We start from the raw sequence: 16,644 nt of genomic DNA on the forward strand, positions 1-16,644 counted from the left end.
ACAGGGCAGAAAAGGCCTAAACGCAATTAATGTTAAGATCGGTTAATCAAACTCATTTTATATATTGATCAAAAGCATCCTCTCACAGGATGCTTTTGTTGTTTAAGGGCTTTTTTTTTGCCTTTCTCTGCAAACCAGAATCCGGTTAAGCCGTTCATCATCGGAGAACAGACCTGATACGTATGCATTTGATTGAATTATTCCTCCCGCTTTACGACTCCGGAGGACACCCGTTCCCGGAAAAAATATTCTCTGACCTTAAGGATGAGCTCACCAACGCTTTCGGCGGACTGACTATTCACAGTAAAGCTCCCGCTACCGGATTGTGGAAGCCGGAAAATGACAAACCGGTTAAAGATACCATCATCATTTATGAAATCATGACGGAGCATCTGGACGAAGAATACTGGCAGAAACGCAAAAAACAACTCCAGGATGACCTGCAACAGGACGAAATCATGATCCGCTCCACCCGGATCAGATTGCTATAACCTTTGCACCCTGCCCGGTACTCCGTCTCTATAAATCCCTGTTTAGTCCGTATTGAGTCCATGTTGAGTCCCACCTGTCGTCGTAAAACATGGACTCAACACGGACTCAACACCGCCACAATAAGGGCACATACGCAAGATGCCCCTAGCCAGGTAGCCCGCGGGGGGCAGCCTGACCGGGACATCTTACCCGGCAGATCCTGCGGAATCTACCTGATAAACTTTACGGTTCAGCATAAAACACAAGGACAAGAATGCCCGGAGCAGACACCTAAGAACCAAACAGCATAAATGCAATCACCAGCGTCACGAGGATATTAAACAGCTGCGCAATGAGGAAGGCGTACAGCGGCTTCCTGCTGTCTTTATTAAACAGGTCTGCAAACCGGGTTTCCAATCCGATGCTGGTGAACGCGAGTGCGAACCAAAGACCCTGCAAACTTTTCAGACTTCCCTTTATCTCCGCGTTAACCTCCGATGGAACAAAAAAAGAGAAGATCAGGGATGCCGCGACAAAACCGAGCACGAATTTGGGAAAGCGCTCCCAGATGACACCCAGGGTAGGCTTGGTATCTTCCTTCGTAGCCAGCGGATTATTGGTATAGGTCCAGTATATCGAAATAGCAAAGGCCGCTATCCCCAACAGGACGTTCTGTGAAAACTTGACAATGGTACTGATTTCAAGCGCCTTCTCGCCTACCAGACTTCCGGAAGCAACCACCGCACCCGTGGTATCGATACTGCCACCCAGCCAGGCACCGGTAACCTCGTCGGGGAAATTAAAATAACTGGCGATATAGGGCATGATGATCATCATGGGGATCGCGGTGATCAGCACCATCGAAATCACATAAGAGAGCTTCTTGGAATCTCCTTTAATCGCTCCGGAGGTAGCAATGGCAGCCGATACTCCACAAATGGACACGGCACTGGAAATCATCATGGTGAGCTCGTTGTCGATCTTCAGCTTCCGGCAGAGCCAGAAAGCGAAGTACCAAACGGACAAAACTACGACCAGCGCCTGTATCAGGCCCAGGGAACCGGCTTTGAGGATGTCGCCAAATATGATCGTAGTACCCAGAAGCACCAGGCCAATCTTTACATAGAGCTCCGTAGACAACGCATCCCGGAACCATTGCGGCAAACGAAAGAAGTTGCTGATGATCAGGCCGAGAGACAAACTGAAAATCACCGCCTCGAGGTTCAGGTTCTTAACCTGTTGGTTACCGGCGAGGATGAGTGCCACCAGCGTCAGCGCGTAGACAGACGGAAAGGTGAAGAGAAGGTTCTTCAGAGGCTTCGCGGTGAGCCAGGCTCCCAGCACTGCGATGACCAGGACGGCAAGAAACTGAAGGACAATTGCCTGAAGATTGGCGGACGAAAATACGGTATGACTTAGTTCAGCTGAATTGCTCCAGTTGAATGACGGGGCGGGAACAACGATGCCCAATATGGCGAGAACGATGATCAGGATTCCGAGTACGACCACTGTCCAATCCTCATGAAGAGAAAAGCGGGTATGAGTTGATGACATAAATAAAATTTTATAAAACCGTGTATTTTAAATAGTTGGAGCGTCGAGATTGAACATATCTTTCAGAGCCTTCTTTGCGGCATGATAGCCGCACATGCCGTGTACACCACCACCGGGAGGCGTTGATGAGGAGCAGATATAGATCCCCTCTGCAGAGGTGGTATAAGGCGAACGCCTGAGAACAGGCCGCGTAAACAGCTGCCTGACGTCCTGAATTCCACCATTGATATCACCGCCGATATAGTTGGGGTTATACGCTTCCATCTCGGATGCGTTCATGGTATGTTTCGCCAGGATACGCTCTTTGAAACCGGGAGCAAAACGCTCCACCTGGTTCTCAATGGCGGCCGTCATATCGACGTTAGAGCCATGCGGAACGTGACAATAAGCCCATACCGTATGTTTGCCTTCGGGTGCCCGCGACGGATCGAAAAGGCTTTGCTGGGCCATGAGCACAAAGGGTTTGTCGACGATCTTGCCATCACTGCTCTGCTTCTCGCCTGCTGCTATCTCTTCGATGGTATTGCCGAGGTGGATAGTCCCTGCACGACGGCATTCTTCGGCTGTAAAAGGGACCGGGCCATCGAGCGCCCAGTCGATCTTAAATACGCCCATCCCATAGCGGTACCGCTCCATCTGCCATTTGTAAATGGACGAGAACTTATGACCGGCAATTTTAAGAAGCTGCCTTGGCGTAACATCAAAGAGTACCGCACGGGCACTCGGCAGCTGCTCCAGTGAGCTGACCTGAAAGTTGGTTTCTATTTTACCACCCAGGGAAAGGTAGTAGGATACCATCGCGTTGGCTATGGAGACGGAGCCGCCGACAGGGATCGGCCAGCCGCCGAGATGCCCGTTAGCCATCAGCACAAGTCCGATCGCTGAAGTGCTGAGGTTCGTCAGCGGTTGTATGGCGTGCGCCGCCATGCCGCCCCAGAGTCCCCTTGCCTCCTTTTGCGTAAACATCTTCGCCAGGCTCCAGGCTGAAGGCAGTGCCTTTAGTCCGAAACCGGCCATGGTAAAGGGCCTGGAAGGAAAATGAAGCGGACCTAATGCATCCTTGGCAATCAATGGCCAGGCCTCGCACACGGAGTTCATCAGGCGGGTATAAACCGGGCCGTCTTTACCCAGCGAGGCAGCGGTCTTTTCGATGGATAGGTGGAGGGCAGCCGCATGTCCCCCGTCGAAGGGATGTGCAGCCGCCACTTCGGGCGTAACAAAGCTGAGCCCATGATCGGCCAGGGGGATCGAGCGGAAGAAGGGAGACCGGGCAGCCATCGGATGCACGGCAGAGCAGATGTCGTGCACAAAGCCCGGCAGGGTGAGTTCAGCTGAGCGCATACCACCTCCTATCTCTGATTTTCCTTCAATTAAAAGGACAGATAAGCCTGATTGTCTGAGCGTAATCGCCGCCGCCAAGCCATTGGGACCCGACCCTACCACTATGGCATCATACTCGTGGCTATTCGCTTTTCCTGTCATACTTCTGAATAAATTCGAGCTTCATCTCGTTTGCTAAATTATTGAATTTGTACTAATATTTACCGGCCTCCAGTTTACCCTCCGACAAGGCGTATTGGCGGTCAACTCTCTTCAGCACCATGTGCAGGGAGTTGTTATGTTCATCAGTGCCCTCGAGGACGACCCGGGAGCCGTCGGTAGTCGAGTAGCGCAGGATCATCCGGTTCCGTTTGGGATCTTTTTCCTTTTCCGTCTTGATTCCGCGGGTACGTCTGGTGGTCAACGCCAGCGGTTCGATCTTCAGATTTTCATCACCGATATGGGCGAGCGCTTCTTTTGGAATCCAGTTATCCGCTTGTTCAGGCTGCTTAGGTTCAAAAGCAGCGGCACGTTCCTGACGCGCCCTCGCCACGTTTTTATCCTGCAGATACAGGACATTGTTCCGGGTATCGGCCTCGTAGTAGAACACGCGCCTCCCGCCAGCTACACCGGTCAGTTCGAAAGTCCGGTTGATATCCCTCATGGGTGAACCACCACCGTTGGAAAGATCCAGCTTCACGGGTTTATTTACATTATACGTTAAGGTAGACCACTTTTCAAACGTCACCTGCTGCCATCTGAGCGAATCATTCGGCGACTCCGGAATAAGCCTGTCGTTGATGCGGAACTCGGCCACATGATATAAACCACGAAGCTCCTTCACCCCGCTTACGGCCGGCTGCTTATACGGATCATAAAGAAAATTGAGGGTCTGAACATAAAACAGCAGGCCCAGGAAGACAACAATCACCAGCGTCTTCAGGCCGATACGCAGATATTTCTGCCAGGGCCGGGCGAACGAAGGATAGTAGTTGCGCGGAATAGTAAGACGTTCCAGGATCAGCAGGTTGTACAGCTTGGGTATATCGTGGATGATCAGGAAAGCGCCATACAGCGCAAAGTAGGAGCTGTAAACATGCACGCCGCCATCATAGGCGAAGTTGACGTAAACGATGTCTCCCAATGCTCCGAAAAGGAGAATAGCACCCAGCAGGGTTGTCTTCCGGAAGAAGAGCATCATCCCCGCAGCCACTTCCACCACACCGGCGAATACCTGGTACCAGGGAACAATACCGATGGACAGCCAGTAGATTTTCTGCAGGGTGAGGTCGCTGAAATCCGTGTTGAGCAAGCCGACCGAAGGATAGGGCATTTGTACAGGAAGCAGCTTGGTAAAACCAAAGCCGATGATCCCGATACCGGCCCGGTACCTGACGATCACTCTCAACCAGTAATTTAGCTTGGTGTATTCTTTGCGTTGTCTATCAAACAGGTACCAGATCCCGGATCCGATAATGGAAATACCCAGGATAACCAGCCACTCCCCGTATCCGTAGAGGATCCTCCCTGCTCCGCGCAGGAAAGCCGGCTGAAAGCGGGCAATATCATAGAGGTCGCGGTAGTGCACACTCGTCCAGTCGATACCGAAAAAGCCCTTGTACCAGCTCGCGGAACCCGGTATGGACATGATGATAAAAAAGATAAAGGCTACCCGAAAGAGAAAGATCTGGTAGGGTTTCCAGGCCTTATTCTCTGTCAATACCGGCTTGCGTTGTTCCGGTGCGCTGATGTCTGTGTTTGTTTGCATCTTCTTGTCAATTCGGAATTATAATTCGAGTGCTTTACCTCTTCCCTGTTTGGCCACTTCCTTAAAGAGGTATTTCTTATCCTTCTTGTTCAGTACCACGTAGATCGAGTCCTCCTGGTTGTTGCGGCCTGAGAGGATGATCTGACGGTCGTTCGGCCGGGTAAAATTCAGCTCGATCTTGTCGTCGGGGTAATTGCTGTTCTTGTTCTGAAGGAGAAGCACATTACGGGCAGCGTCGATCCGGTAGGAATAGTAATGCCTTCCCGCGGAACCGGTCACTTCATAGCGACGTTCGCTGTCGGCTACCCGGATCGTCTCGACATTGGCCGGTTCGAGAATCACCGGCCGATTGGAACGGACACTCAGGGTAGCCCATTCCTCAAAAACCACGTCTTTCCATCGGAGGCTATCGACCGCCGAATACGGGATAATGCTGTCATTGAGGCGAAACTCCGCAACCTCATAGATGCCGCTCGCATCAGGCAAGCCTGCAGTTTTAGGGTACTGATAGGCATCAGTTTCGAATCCCTTCTGCGTTGCGAAACCGTAAACCAGGAGGAAAATCACCACAAAGGCCGATTTCAGCGCCAGACGGATGCTCTTTTGATTTCCTTGAAAATGAGGCTTGAATATAGTCGGGAGAGTTGGCTTTTCCAGACCAAACAGGGTATAAAGCCTGATCGCGTCATAGGCGAGGAGAAAAAGCGCTATAGCAATCAGGTAAAATGCGTATACGTACTCCCCTCCTTCGTAGGCCAGGTTCGCCAAAAATACATTTCCGGTATAGACGATCACCAGGAAGGCACCGATGGTGGCCGTCTGCCTGTAGAGGAGCAGCAGTCCCGCCAGAATTTCCACCCAGCCGAGGAAAGACTCATAGCCCGGGACGATTCCCAGGGTCATGGAGAAGATCTTCCAGGAAGTCAGGTCGCCATAGTTGGTGTTCAGATTGCTGAGGGAGGGAAAAGGCGACTGCATCGGGTATACCTTGATAAAGCCGTAACCTATCACGCCCAGGGCGAGACGGTAGCGCAGCATCACCCTGAGCCAGTAATAGAGGGAGTGATATTCTGCACGGCCCTTGTCCTTCGCCGTCCATACTGCTGCACCCACCAGTGCGATCACCGCGATCACGGCCCAATTCAGAAAGGACTCTGCGGCAGTGAAAAAGTGCGGTGCGTAGCGGGAGATTTGGAAGATGTATCCGTACAGCGGATAGCCGTCTTCGGCGTTAAACAGCTCCGCGTAGAACTTCGGATCGAGCGGAACCACCTGTAAGAGGAAGTAGATGAAAAAGAAACGGAACAGTACTTTTTCATAGGACTTCCAGGGTGACAGCGCTTCAGTGGGTTTTAAAGTAGTCATCTCTTCAAAATTTATTGGCTGATCAGGGTAGCGGGTTTTGTCCCGGTGGCAATTACCTGGCGGTTTTTCAGGTCGTATTGTTGTCCCCGTCCCAGTAATACAAAGGGTGCGGGGGAATTCAATGTACCGCTTTCATAAACGGCGGCGTAAGATGTTCCGAGCACTTCGAAAGTGTCTTTCTGCACCAGAATAGCGGTGCTCTCATCAATGCCGATCCCCAGCAGTTCAGGTTTGCTGCGGATCACCCCGATGAGGTCGAACTGCCGGTTCCTTTTCAGGATGTGCTGGTCGATGGCTACGTTATGGATGAAATCCAGGCCCTGCAGGTGATCACCTACCAGAATGGAGTTTCCCTTCGTATCGCCACGGAGGAGGAACGAACCCTGAATAGTAGCCCCGGCAGAAGTTCCGGCGATCACGCCGCCCCGGTTCAGCAGGTTATTCAGTTCGCGGTGCGTGCGGGTGTTAAGTATCGCGTCGGCAATCTTCCACTGGCGGCCGCCGACAAACCAGATACCGGTTGCCTTTTTCACCGGCGCGGCGAATTTTTCTGTATCCGCAACTTTCGGGTCCCGGGTATGCAGGATAGAAACTGTGTGTACGCCCAGCGACTCCAGCAGTTCCTTTTCTTTGAAGACCCCGCGGTTGATAGTGGAATCATCACCCGCCGTTGGGATGATGATGATATTGGCAGACTCGCCTCCCGCCAGCTCAATGAACTTAGACCAGATCTCCGGACCGACTTTGCCGCCACCGACGATCAGGAGGGAACCTTTTTCAGGCCCGACTGTCTGTGCAGCCGGGGTTTTCTGACTAAAGCCCGTTTGGGCTGCAAGCAACAGTACCGTTGCGATCATAAAGCTTCTAATAGATTTCATAGTCGTCATGATGATTTAATAGTCGGTATTTTGAACAATCGCAGCGTTAGCCACGATCTCCGCTGTCGGGATCGGGAAGAGGTATTTGTTGGGGTTGGTAATTCCGAGAACTTCGCCGGCTTTGCCAGTCCGCACCAGGTCAAACCAGCGGTCAGCCTCAAACGCGAACTCCAGTCGCCTTTCCTCCGATATGGCATTCAGCAAATCGGTTTTATCCGTTGTTATCAGCGCGGCCAGGCCAGCGCGGTCGCGGACCGCATGGAGGTCATTCAGAGCAGCGCCCAGATTATTTTGCTGTGCGCGTGCTTCCGCACGGATCAGGTAAAGCTCCGCCGTGCGGATAATGTATGCCGGATCGGTACCCGTTGGCGAACGGTAATAGAGCTTGCCGTACCAGAGGTTGCCCGGAGCAGCCGTTTGTCCGAGCAACTCCTTGCGGCCACCACCCGTTTCCGCACTGGTTAACAGCGTCACCAGCTGGGGAGCAGGCGACCATTCCCTCCTGCCACCAAGAGCAGGAGGCAGCCACCAGTTGCTGTGGTTATTTACAGAAGAGATCGTGTACGACAGCTCCAAAACAGATTCCGCAGTACCCACCGCATTGCTGGCAAAAAAGGCCGCGTAAGGCTTCAGCAGCGAGTAGTTGCCCGAATCGTTGATCACCTTTGTGGCATACGATTCAGCCTGCTCCCACTCCGAGCGGTACAGGTGATAACGGGCGCGCAGGGCCCAAACCGTTTTACGGGTTGCTTTATGGCGGTTGGTTGTTTCAGGCAGCAAGGTTTCCGCCAGCTCCAGGTCTTTCAACACCTGCGCGTAGGTTTCCGCCACTGTGCTCCTGGCGACATTCGCATTCTCGCTCGCCTCACGTGTAGGCGTCAGGATAATCGGAACACCGCCCCAGCCGCGCACCAGGTCAAAATAAGCCAGGGACCGGATAAAATAGGCCTGCCCCAGGACCTCATTCCTCTGCGTCTCGGTAAACAGAGGGTCCACCACCTGGGGCACTGCCTGGATAATGTAGTTTGCAGAGAGGATCGTTTTATAGATGGCCGCCCAGGCAGAACCTACATAGCCGTTATCTGCGGTCAGGCGGTGAAGAACGACTTCCTGAGGCGCCGACTGCGAGCCTGACCACTGCACATCCCCACCGGAAAGGTAGGAAAGCGCCGGAAAATTAGAACCGTAATAATCATTCGTCCCCAGACGATTATACAGACCGTTAAGGGCTGTGGTAGCAGAAGAGGCGTTGGTGATCGCCTTGGATTCGTCAACCTGCAGTTGGGGGTCGACTTCCAGAAATTTCTCGCAGGACGTAAGCAGCAGCAAGAAAGGGAATATATAAGCTAAGCGTTTCATCAGTGCTTTCAATTTAAAGTGTGACATTAAGACCCAGTTGAATAGTACGTGGAACAGGCGGAGTGCCGAGGTCATAACCCTGGACCAAGGGGTTGGAAGTAACATTAATTTCAGGATCCGGGCCGCTGTATTTCGTCCACAGCGCCAGATTGGTTCCGGTAACGTAGAAGCGGATCGTGGAAGCGTTAACCTTACTGCTTAAATGCTTAGGCAAGGTATAGCCCAGGTTCACTGTGCTCAGACGCAGGAAGGAACCATCTTCCACGAAGCGACTGCTCGGACTTAAGGTGTAGTTTGTTCCCTGAGTCGTTACGCGGGGAACATCCGTGATATCACCCGGTTTCTGCCATCTGTTGAGCTGGTTCTTGTTGATCGCACGACGGTCGTCACGCGTACCACCCGATTCCAGGAAGAAACGGTTGTTGTTATAAATCTTATTTCCATAAGAGAAATTAAAGAATACAGACAAGTCGATACCCTTAAAGGAGAAGGCGTTATTCAAGCCACCAAACAATTTAGGAGAAGCATTGCCGACCACCTGTTTATCCGCAACGGTAAGCTGGCCATCCTGGTTCAGGTCTTCATATACCGCATCGCCCGTCTGAGGATCAACGTACAGCTGCTTGTAGACAAAGAAAGAATACAGGGGATAGCCCTCGATCATGCGGATGGTGTTATACGACGCGTCGATAGGCGTCGGCAGCTTTTCAATCTTGTTGATGTTTCTTCCCAGGTTCAGATTGGTTTGCCATTTGAAATGCCCGCCAGCGATGTTGGTACTGTTGATGCCGAGCTCAATGCCCTTATTGCTGATCTCACCGGTATTTTTGGTGATGGAAGAGAATCCGGTACTCGGCGCGAGAGGATCGTTCAGGAGAAGATCTTCCGTGTATTTATGGTATACGTTGAATTCGATGCCCAGGCGGTCTTTGAAGAGACCCAGGTCTACACCCAGGTTCGTCTGGCGGGTAGACTCCCAGCCCAGGTTGGCATTCGCCAGCTGCACCGGGATAGAACCGGGATTATCGAGGTAGTTATACCCACCCTGCCAAAGGCCTAGAGCGGCATAGTTATCAATACCGTTCTGGTTACCGGTCAAGCCTATGCTGGCGCGGATTTTCAGATCACTGATGGTCTGAGAGTTAACCAGGAATGACTCCTCTTTCACACGCCAGGACAGACCTGCGGAAGGGAAATACCCCCATTTCTTATCCGCACCAAAGCGGGATGAGCCGTCGGCACGAAGACTCGCCTCCAGGAAATATTTGCCCGCATAGTTGTAATCGACCCGGGTAAAGAACGAAGAAAGCTTGTTTTCCGCCAGGTTAGATGATGATATGGTGGTAGCCGCCGAAGCAATCTGCTTCAAGTCGTCAGACGGAAAATTGGTTCCCTGAGCGAAAGTTTGCTTCGCCGTATTTCCCTGAACGGAATTTCCGAGGAGCACGCCGATGGTATGATCCTGACTGAAGGTATTGCGGTATGTCAAGGTTTGCTCACTGCTCCAGATCAGGTTCTGGCTGATGCTGGACGCGGCGAGACCCTTGTTGGCGCTGCCGCGGTTGGTGAGCGAATTCCAGTATTCGTACTCATCGTAGTTGTTATAGTCCAGGCTCCAGCTGCTGCGGAACTTCAGACCTTTGGCGATCTCCGCCTCACCGTATACATTACCGATGTAACGGGTGCTGACCGACTGCATATCCGTGTTATTGATCAGGACATCCAGGTTATCAAAGCCGGCCCATTTCGCATAGGTCCCGTCGGCGTTGAATTTGGGCAGATAGGTTGGCGTATGAAGCGCCGCCTGAAGAATTCCGCCCTGAGGGCCATCCCCCACACGTGCGTTGGCGCGTTGAGATCTGGCGAGCGTATTGCTGGTTCCGACCTTCAGGAAAGAATTGATAGTCTGGTCGAGGTTGATCTTAAAACTGGCGCGGCTGTAGTCGTTGGTCTTTAGCGTAGCGTCCTGGGCCGAATACCCCCCTCCTATGTAGTAGCGGGTTTTATCGTTACCCCCCGATACCGAGAGATCGTAATTCTGCAGGCGACCCGTGCGGAAGACATCATTCAGACGATCATAGGTCTGCTGCTCCTCCGGAAGGCCGCGTCCCCCCTCAGAGACCGGACGAAACGGACGGGTAGCAAAAGGCTTACCGTCATTTGCCCAGGCCTCATTGATGATGCTGGCATGCTCCGGACCAGTCAACAGGTCCCAAAGCTTCGGTGCCCATGAGGCACCCTGGTAGATATTCAGTGAAATCTTGGGTCTGGAATTATAGGTCCCCCGTTTGGTGGTGATGAGTACCACCCCATTAGCAGCCCTGGCCCCGTAGATCGCGGTAGCTTCCGCATCTTTCAAAATAGAGATAGATTCGATGTCAGAAGGGTTAATATCCGCCAGCGGATTATTAGACTGTCCCTGCGTGGTGATCTTCTGAAGCGACTGGTTGTTGATAAACACCCCATCTATAATATAGAGCGGGTCGCTGCTCGCGTTAATTGAAGTCGTTCCGCGGATGCGGAAGAAGAGGCCGTCGCCCGGAACACCCGTATTCGAGCCGACCTGGACACCCGCCGCCCTGCCCTGGATCTGCTGGTCAAAGCTCGCCGAAGGCTGATTGGCAATTTCAGAAGTTTTGATGGTAGAGACCGCACCGATGACAGAGCGTTTGCTCTGCGTACCATAACCTACAACAACCACTTCGTTCAATGTTTTGATATCCTCCTTAAGGAGCACTTCAACAGGACTGCCGTTTACGGTAAGTTCCTTTTTCTCATAGCCGATGTAGCTGATGATGATGTTATAAGGGAATTTCTGTCCCGTAATGAACTGGAAGCGTCCTTTTGAATCGGTATACGACGAGTGAGTCGTTCCTTTTAGCTGAATGGAGACCCCGATAAGTGGTTCCTTCGTCTTCGCATCAAGTATGGTACCTTGCAGCGTAGAGTTGATGAGCGGTTTGGGGTTATCCTGAGATTTTAGTAATAATGGAGTAGACAGGGCAAGTAACAATACGCATAGAAACCTGACCGAATACGAACTTCGGGTATTAAATTTCATACCTTTGAATGTTTTTATTAATGAGAAATCGATTGATAAGAACAGGATAAAATCAGTGGCAATTGGCGTTACTTTCTGGTTTTATCTGAACGAAGCCGGGAGAGCTACTCTCCTGGCTTTATTTATTTCCTACCCTCAACAACACATTCGCGCATTCCCCGCATGGCGTGCATTCCGTTGTTTCCTTGTCTGATGAGACCGAGAGTTCTTCGTCTTCATTTTCTTTTCAGTAGTTTGAGTTGAGATATGTTTGCTTTTGTTACGACAAATATAGGGGAAAAAATATAAGTTCATAATTAATCTATAGAATTAGTAGACTTATTTCTATTGCAAATGTTAATTTGACATTAATTGCAGCAGCGGCAGTAAAATCTCTTATCTTTCGCTAGTATTTAACCAATAACAGATTTATCGAAAAAACCTATACATGAACAGGTATTCCAAGCAAAGCCGTCTACTTATCGCCATAGACTGTATTATATTCGGGTTCGACGGAGAGAATCTGAAGCTGCTATTGATCCACCGCGCCTTTGAACCTGAGATGGGCAAATGGAGCGTAGTGGGGGGATTTCTGCAACCGGATGAGAGTCCGGAGAATGCCGCCGCCCGCATCCTGAAGCAGCTGACCGGACTGGAAGGCGTTTACATGGAACAGTTGGAGGCCTTCGGGAACCCGTCCAGAGATCCGATCGAGCGGGTCATCAGTATCACCTATTTCGCCCTGATCGACATTAAAAAATATACCGAGCAGCTGAGCGAAGCATACCGCCCGGAGTGGTTCCTGTTAAAAGACCGGCCGGAGCTCATCTTTGACCATAATGAGATGGTAGAAGCGGCGCTCAAAAAGTTAAGGTATAAAGCCGCACTGCATCCGGTCCTCTTTGAACTCCTCCCCGATAAGTTTACCTTACCGCAGCTGCAGTCGTTATATACGGCCGTTTACGACACCGAATTCGACAAGCGTAATTTCAGCAGAAAAGTCTTATCGGCAGAGCTCCTGGTGAAGCAAAAAGAGAAAGACAAAGAAGGATCGAAGAAAGGCGCATTCTATTATATGCTGGACAAAACCCAGTATAAGAACAAACTGCAGACCTTTGTGAACTTCGTCCCCACCCCGGATAATTTTCTTTTATAAAAAGCGTACATATTAAAGAGTAATTTCTATTTTTGATGCTATTAAGTGTTAATTAGACACGAATACCAATTATGTCTTCAGAAAAATTTGTTATTGGAGTAGATTACGGGACGGACTCGGTACGCTCAGTAATCGTAAACGCGAACAGCGGTGAGGAATTAGCTGCCTCTGTATTTTATTATCCTCAATGGAAAAAAGGTGCATTCTGCGATCCTGAGAAGAATCAGTTCCGCCAGCATCCCGAAGATTACGTTGCAGGTTTAGAAAGCACGATCAAGGAATGTCTGGAGAAGGCAGGTCCGGAAGTAGCTGCGCAAGTGAAAGCCATCTCTGTGGACACAACAGGATCAACACCCGTTGCAGTAAACAAAGAAGGAACTCCATTAGCCCTGTTGCCTGAATTCAAGGACAACCCCAACGCCATGTTTGTGCTTTGGAAAGACCACACCGCGGTAAAAGAAGCTGCGGAGATCAATGAGCACGCCACCAAGTTTGAGACCAATTACCTCAAATACGTAGGCGGGATCTATTCATCAGAGTGGTTCTGGTCCAAGCTGCTGCACATCCTGCGTGCCGATGAGAGCGTACGCCAGGCCTGCTATACCTGGGTAGAGCATTGCGACTGGATCCCGTTCCTGTTAACAGGCGGAAACAACGTAGACGAGATCAAGCGCAGCGTTTGTTCAGCAGGACATAAATCACTGTGGAATGCAGAGTTCGGTGGATTTCCGCCGGAAGAGTTCTTCGTTTCCCTTGACCCCTTATTGAAAGGATTCCCTTCCAGATTATCCAGCAAAACCTATACATCCGCAGAGCAAGCCGGTGTGATCAGTGCCGAATGGGCTGAGCGTTTGGGTTTGAGCAACGACGTCGTGATTGGTATCGGTGCGTTTGATGCGCATATGGGTGCTGTAGGCGGACAGATTGAGCCCTATTACCTGAGCAAAGTCATGGGAACATCGACCTGTGATATGCTCGTTGCCCCTGCTGATGAAGTAGAAGGCATATTGGTAGACGGAATATGCGGACAAGTAGACGGATCTATCATTCCGGGAATGATCGGCATGGAAGCCGGACAATCTGCTTTCGGAGATGCTTACGCATGGTTTAAGAACGTGCTGATGGGTCCCTTTAAACAACTGGTCGCACAGTCTTCTATCGTTGACGCAGAAACCGCAGCACGTCTTTTAGAAGAAGTAGAAGGAAAGATCATCCCTGAGCTCAGCAAGCAGGCCGCATTGTTACCTGTTGAAGAATATGGCGAGTATGCGATCGAGTGGTTAAACGGCAGACGTACACCAGACGCGAACCAGGCATTGAAAGGTGCGTTCCTTGGTCTTGACCTGGGAAGTGACGCCGTGAAGATGTTCCGTTCCCTGGTAGAATCGACCTGTTTCGGTGCCAAGAAAATCGTAGACCGTTTCAATGAGCAGGGCGTTCCGGTAAAAGGACTGATCGGTTTAGGCGGTGTAGCGAAGAAATCACCTTTCATCATGCAGATGATGGCCGACGTGATGAACATGCCGATCCGCATTCATAAGTCAGAGCAGACCTGCGCTATAGGTGCAGCTATGTTTGCCGCTACGGCAGCAGGCATCTACCCACGTGTGGAAGACGCCATGGCAGCCATGGGTCAGGGTTTCGACGCGGAATACCATCCGAACCCGGAGCGGGTAGCTATCTACGCGAAACGCTACGCCCATTATTCAGAAGCCGGACACGCGATTGAAGGCTTATTATCCGAAGAAGTACACGCTTAAACCTGTTTTAGCACAGATATACAAGATGAGTAAATACGATCACATCAAACAAGCTGCATACGAAGCCAATATGCAGTTACCCAAACTGGGACTGGTACTCTTTACCTTCGGGAATGTAAGTGCCGTGGACAGGGAATTAGGCGTATTCGCCATTAAGCCCAGCGGCGTTCCCTACGAAGATCTGACACCAGAGAAAATGGTCATCGTTGACCTGGACGGTAAGACAGTAGAAGGCGACCTTCGCCCCTCTTCTGATACGCTGACCCACGCGGTGCTATACAAACACTGGCCGGAAATAGGCGGAATTGTACATACCCATTCCACTTACGGAACCGCCTGGGCACAGAGTCAGCGTGACATTCCGATCTTCGGAACGACGCACGCAGACCATAATACCGTAGATATCCCTTGCGCACCTCCGATGGAAGATGCGATGATTGAAGGAAACTACGAATACGAGACCGGTTTCCAGATCATGAATTGCTTCGCAAACAAGGGGCTGGATTACAAGGAAGTAGAAATGGTTTTGGTGGGTAACCACGCTCCTTTCACCTGGGGAAAAGACGCTGCAAAGGCCGTTTACAACAGTGCGGTTCTGGAAACAGTAGCACAGATGGCTTATTTAACAGAGCAGATCAGTCCCGTTGCCCCAAGACTGAAAGATTCCATTATCAAGAAGCATTACGAGCGCAAGCACGGAGCAAACGCCTATTACGGACAATAACAATATCCCGATAAAACATTATGTTAGATTTAAAAAAATTCGAAGTCTGGTTTGTAACCGGCAGCCAGGATCTCTACGGAGAAGATACCCTAAAGCAAGTAGCGGCACATTCTGAAGAGATTGCCAAATCATTGAACGGCGCTTCGCAGATCCCTGTGCAGGTGGTATTCAAGCCCACAGTAAAAAGCACAGACGAGATCTATCAGATCTGTCAGCAAGCCAACGTAGCAGAGAACTGTATCGGTATCATCACCTGGATGCATACCTTCTCCCCTGCCAAGATGTGGATCAACGGGTTGAAGATCCTTCGCAAGCCATTATTGCACCTGCACACCCAGTTCAACCGTGATATTCCATGGGCCACTATGGACATGGATTTCATGAACCTGAACCAGAGTGCACACGGAGACCGTGAGTTTGGTTTCATCGTATCCCGTTTACGCATGGAGCGCAAAGTGGTTGTAGGCCATTGGAAAGACGAAGAAGTACTGGATCAGATCAATGCGTGGAGCCGTGCGGCTGCAGGCTGGTACGACTGGCAAGGTGCGAAGTTCTGCCGTTTCGGTGATAACATGCGTTTCGTAGCAGTAACCGACGGAGATAAAGTGGAAGCAGAGCTGAAGTTTGGTTTCTCTGTAAACACCTATGGTATCGGTGACTTAGTTGCCGTGATCAACCAGGTGAGCGACGGAGAAGTAGATAAGCTGACTGCAGAATACACAGAGCGTTATGCCGTAGTAGAAGCTTTGAGAAAAGGCGGAGCACAGCATTCATCATTGCGTGATGCAGCGAAGATCGAGATCGGTATGCGTCAGTTCCTTACAGACGGAGGTTTCAAAGGATTCTCTGACACATTCGAAGATCTTCATGGAATGAAACAACTTCCGGGAATCGCATCACAGCGTCTGATGGCAGACGGATTTGGATTCGCAGGAGAAGGTGACTGGAAGACTGCCGCTTTGGTACGTGCGATGAAGGTTATGGGAAGCGGGTTGAAAGGCGGAAACGCGTTCATGGAAGACTATACTTATCACTTTGATCCTTCAAACCCATTGGTTCTAGGTTCACACATGCTGGAGATCTGCGAGTCTATCGCTGACGGAAAGCCATCTTGTGAGATCCACCCATTAGGAATTGGTGGTAAAGAAGATCCGGTTCGTTTGGTATTCAACGTTGCAGCAGGACCAGCTCTTATCGCGTCTATCGTGGATATGGGTAACCGTTTCCGTATGTTGGTGAACGAGGTTGA

Annotated in this window: 12 protein-coding genes; 5 read left to right on the forward strand and 7 right to left on the reverse strand. The window is 50.8% G+C overall.

Features of this window, described 5'->3' with window-relative positions; genetic code table 11:
• Nucleotides 1–182: 182 nt before the first annotated feature.
• A complete protein-coding gene (locus ACKI5J_RS11700; RefSeq protein ID WP_407429657.1) occupies nucleotides 183–491 on the forward strand; it encodes a hypothetical protein in 309 nt (102 codons plus the stop codon).
• Nucleotides 492–762: 271 nt separating this feature from the next.
• On the opposite strand, the gene ACKI5J_RS11705 is transcribed toward ACKI5J_RS11700, so the two are convergent.
• The 7 genes from ACKI5J_RS11705 to ACKI5J_RS11735 all read right to left on the reverse strand — a co-directional run bounded on the left by ACKI5J_RS11705 (nucleotide 763) and on the right by ACKI5J_RS11735 (nucleotide 11,776).
• Entirely contained in the window at nucleotides 763–2,025 is a 1,263-nt protein-coding gene (locus ACKI5J_RS11705; protein WP_407429658.1) for a YeiH family protein, read from the reverse strand.
• Nucleotides 2,026–2,052: 27 nt separating this feature from the next.
• A complete protein-coding gene (locus ACKI5J_RS11710; protein WP_407429659.1) occupies nucleotides 2,053–3,507 on the reverse strand; it encodes a phytoene desaturase family protein in 1,455 nt (484 codons plus the stop codon).
• A 52-nt stretch (nucleotides 3,508–3,559) separates the two neighbouring features.
• The gene (locus ACKI5J_RS11715; protein ID WP_407429660.1) at nucleotides 3,560–5,113 is read right to left on the reverse strand and encodes a hypothetical protein; all 1,554 of its coding nucleotides are present in this window, start codon (nucleotides 5,111–5,113) and stop codon (nucleotides 3,560–3,562) included.
• An 18-nt stretch (nucleotides 5,114–5,131) separates the two neighbouring features.
• Nucleotides 5,132–6,238 carry a DoxX family protein gene (locus ACKI5J_RS11720; RefSeq protein ID WP_407429661.1) on the reverse strand — a complete coding sequence of 369 codons (1,107 nt, stop codon included), beginning with the start codon at nucleotides 6,236–6,238 and terminating at the stop codon, nucleotides 5,132–5,134.
• Nucleotides 6,239–6,489: 251 nt separating this feature from the next.
• Complete coding sequence (locus tag ACKI5J_RS11725) at nucleotides 6,490–7,356, reverse strand: cyanophycinase (protein ID WP_407429662.1); 867 nt, start codon at nucleotides 7,354–7,356, stop codon at nucleotides 6,490–6,492.
• Nucleotides 7,357–7,371: 15 nt separating this feature from the next.
• Nucleotides 7,372–8,742: a RagB/SusD family nutrient uptake outer membrane protein gene (locus ACKI5J_RS11730; RefSeq protein WP_407429663.1), complete on the reverse strand. Its 1,371-nt coding sequence runs from the start codon at nucleotides 8,740–8,742 to the stop codon at nucleotides 7,372–7,374.
• Entirely contained in the window at nucleotides 8,729–11,776 is a 3,048-nt protein-coding gene (locus tag ACKI5J_RS11735) for a SusC/RagA family TonB-linked outer membrane protein (protein ID WP_407429664.1), read from the reverse strand. The genes ACKI5J_RS11730 and ACKI5J_RS11735 overlap by 14 nt, the downstream gene beginning before the upstream one ends.
• 427 nt (nucleotides 11,777–12,203) lie before the next feature.
• Between ACKI5J_RS11735 and ACKI5J_RS11740 the strand changes: the two genes are divergently transcribed.
• The 4 genes from ACKI5J_RS11740 to araA form a co-directional block, all read left to right on the forward strand.
• Nucleotides 12,204–12,911 carry an NUDIX hydrolase gene (locus ACKI5J_RS11740; RefSeq protein ID WP_407429665.1) on the forward strand — a complete coding sequence of 236 codons (708 nt, stop codon included), beginning with the start codon at nucleotides 12,204–12,206 and terminating at the stop codon, nucleotides 12,909–12,911.
• A gap of 71 nt (nucleotides 12,912–12,982) precedes the next feature.
• The gene (locus ACKI5J_RS11745; protein WP_407429666.1) at nucleotides 12,983–14,671 is read left to right on the forward strand and encodes a ribulokinase; all 1,689 of its coding nucleotides are present in this window, start codon (nucleotides 12,983–12,985) and stop codon (nucleotides 14,669–14,671) included.
• Between the two features lie 25 nt (nucleotides 14,672–14,696).
• Nucleotides 14,697–15,395, forward strand: a complete 699-nt coding sequence (locus tag ACKI5J_RS11750; protein ID WP_407429667.1) for an L-ribulose-5-phosphate 4-epimerase — start codon at nucleotides 14,697–14,699, stop codon at nucleotides 15,393–15,395.
• 20 nt (nucleotides 15,396–15,415) lie between these two features.
• Nucleotides 15,416–16,644, forward strand: a 1,229-nt coding sequence (gene araA / locus ACKI5J_RS11755; protein WP_407429668.1) for an L-arabinose isomerase, incomplete at its 3' end; no start/stop codon positions are given.

The organism is Arcticibacter sp. (assembly GCF_045629565.1).
In the GTDB taxonomy this organism is placed as follows: Bacteria; Bacteroidota; Bacteroidia; order Sphingobacteriales; family Sphingobacteriaceae; genus Arcticibacter.

Bases quoted from the DNA above. Each gene is read 5' to 3' on its own strand.
- ACKI5J_RS11700 (WP_407429657.1), top strand. From the start codon at position 183: ATGCATTTGATTGAATTATTCCTCCCGCTTTACGACTCCGGAGGACAC.
- ACKI5J_RS11705 (WP_407429658.1), bottom strand. From the start codon at position 2,025: ATGTCATCAACTCATACCCGCTTTTCTCTTCATGAGGATTGGACAGTG.
- ACKI5J_RS11710 (WP_407429659.1), bottom strand. From the start codon at position 3,507: ATGACAGGAAAAGCGAATAGCCACGAGTATGATGCCATAGTGGTAGGG.
- ACKI5J_RS11715 (WP_407429660.1), bottom strand. From the start codon at position 5,113: ATGCAAACAAACACAGACATCAGCGCACCGGAACAACGCAAGCCGGTA.
- ACKI5J_RS11725 (WP_407429662.1), bottom strand. From the start codon at position 7,356: ATGAAATCTATTAGAAGCTTTATGATCGCAACGGTACTGTTGCTTGCA.
- ACKI5J_RS11730 (WP_407429663.1), bottom strand. From the start codon at position 8,742: ATGTCACACTTTAAATTGAAAGCACTGATGAAACGCTTAGCTTATATA.
- ACKI5J_RS11735 (WP_407429664.1), bottom strand. From the start codon at position 11,776: ATGAAATTTAATACCCGAAGTTCGTATTCGGTCAGGTTTCTATGCGTA.
- ACKI5J_RS11740 (WP_407429665.1), top strand. From the start codon at position 12,204: ATGAACAGGTATTCCAAGCAAAGCCGTCTACTTATCGCCATAGACTGT.
- ACKI5J_RS11745 (WP_407429666.1), top strand. From the start codon at position 12,983: ATGTCTTCAGAAAAATTTGTTATTGGAGTAGATTACGGGACGGACTCG.
- ACKI5J_RS11750 (WP_407429667.1), top strand. From the start codon at position 14,697: ATGAGTAAATACGATCACATCAAACAAGCTGCATACGAAGCCAATATG.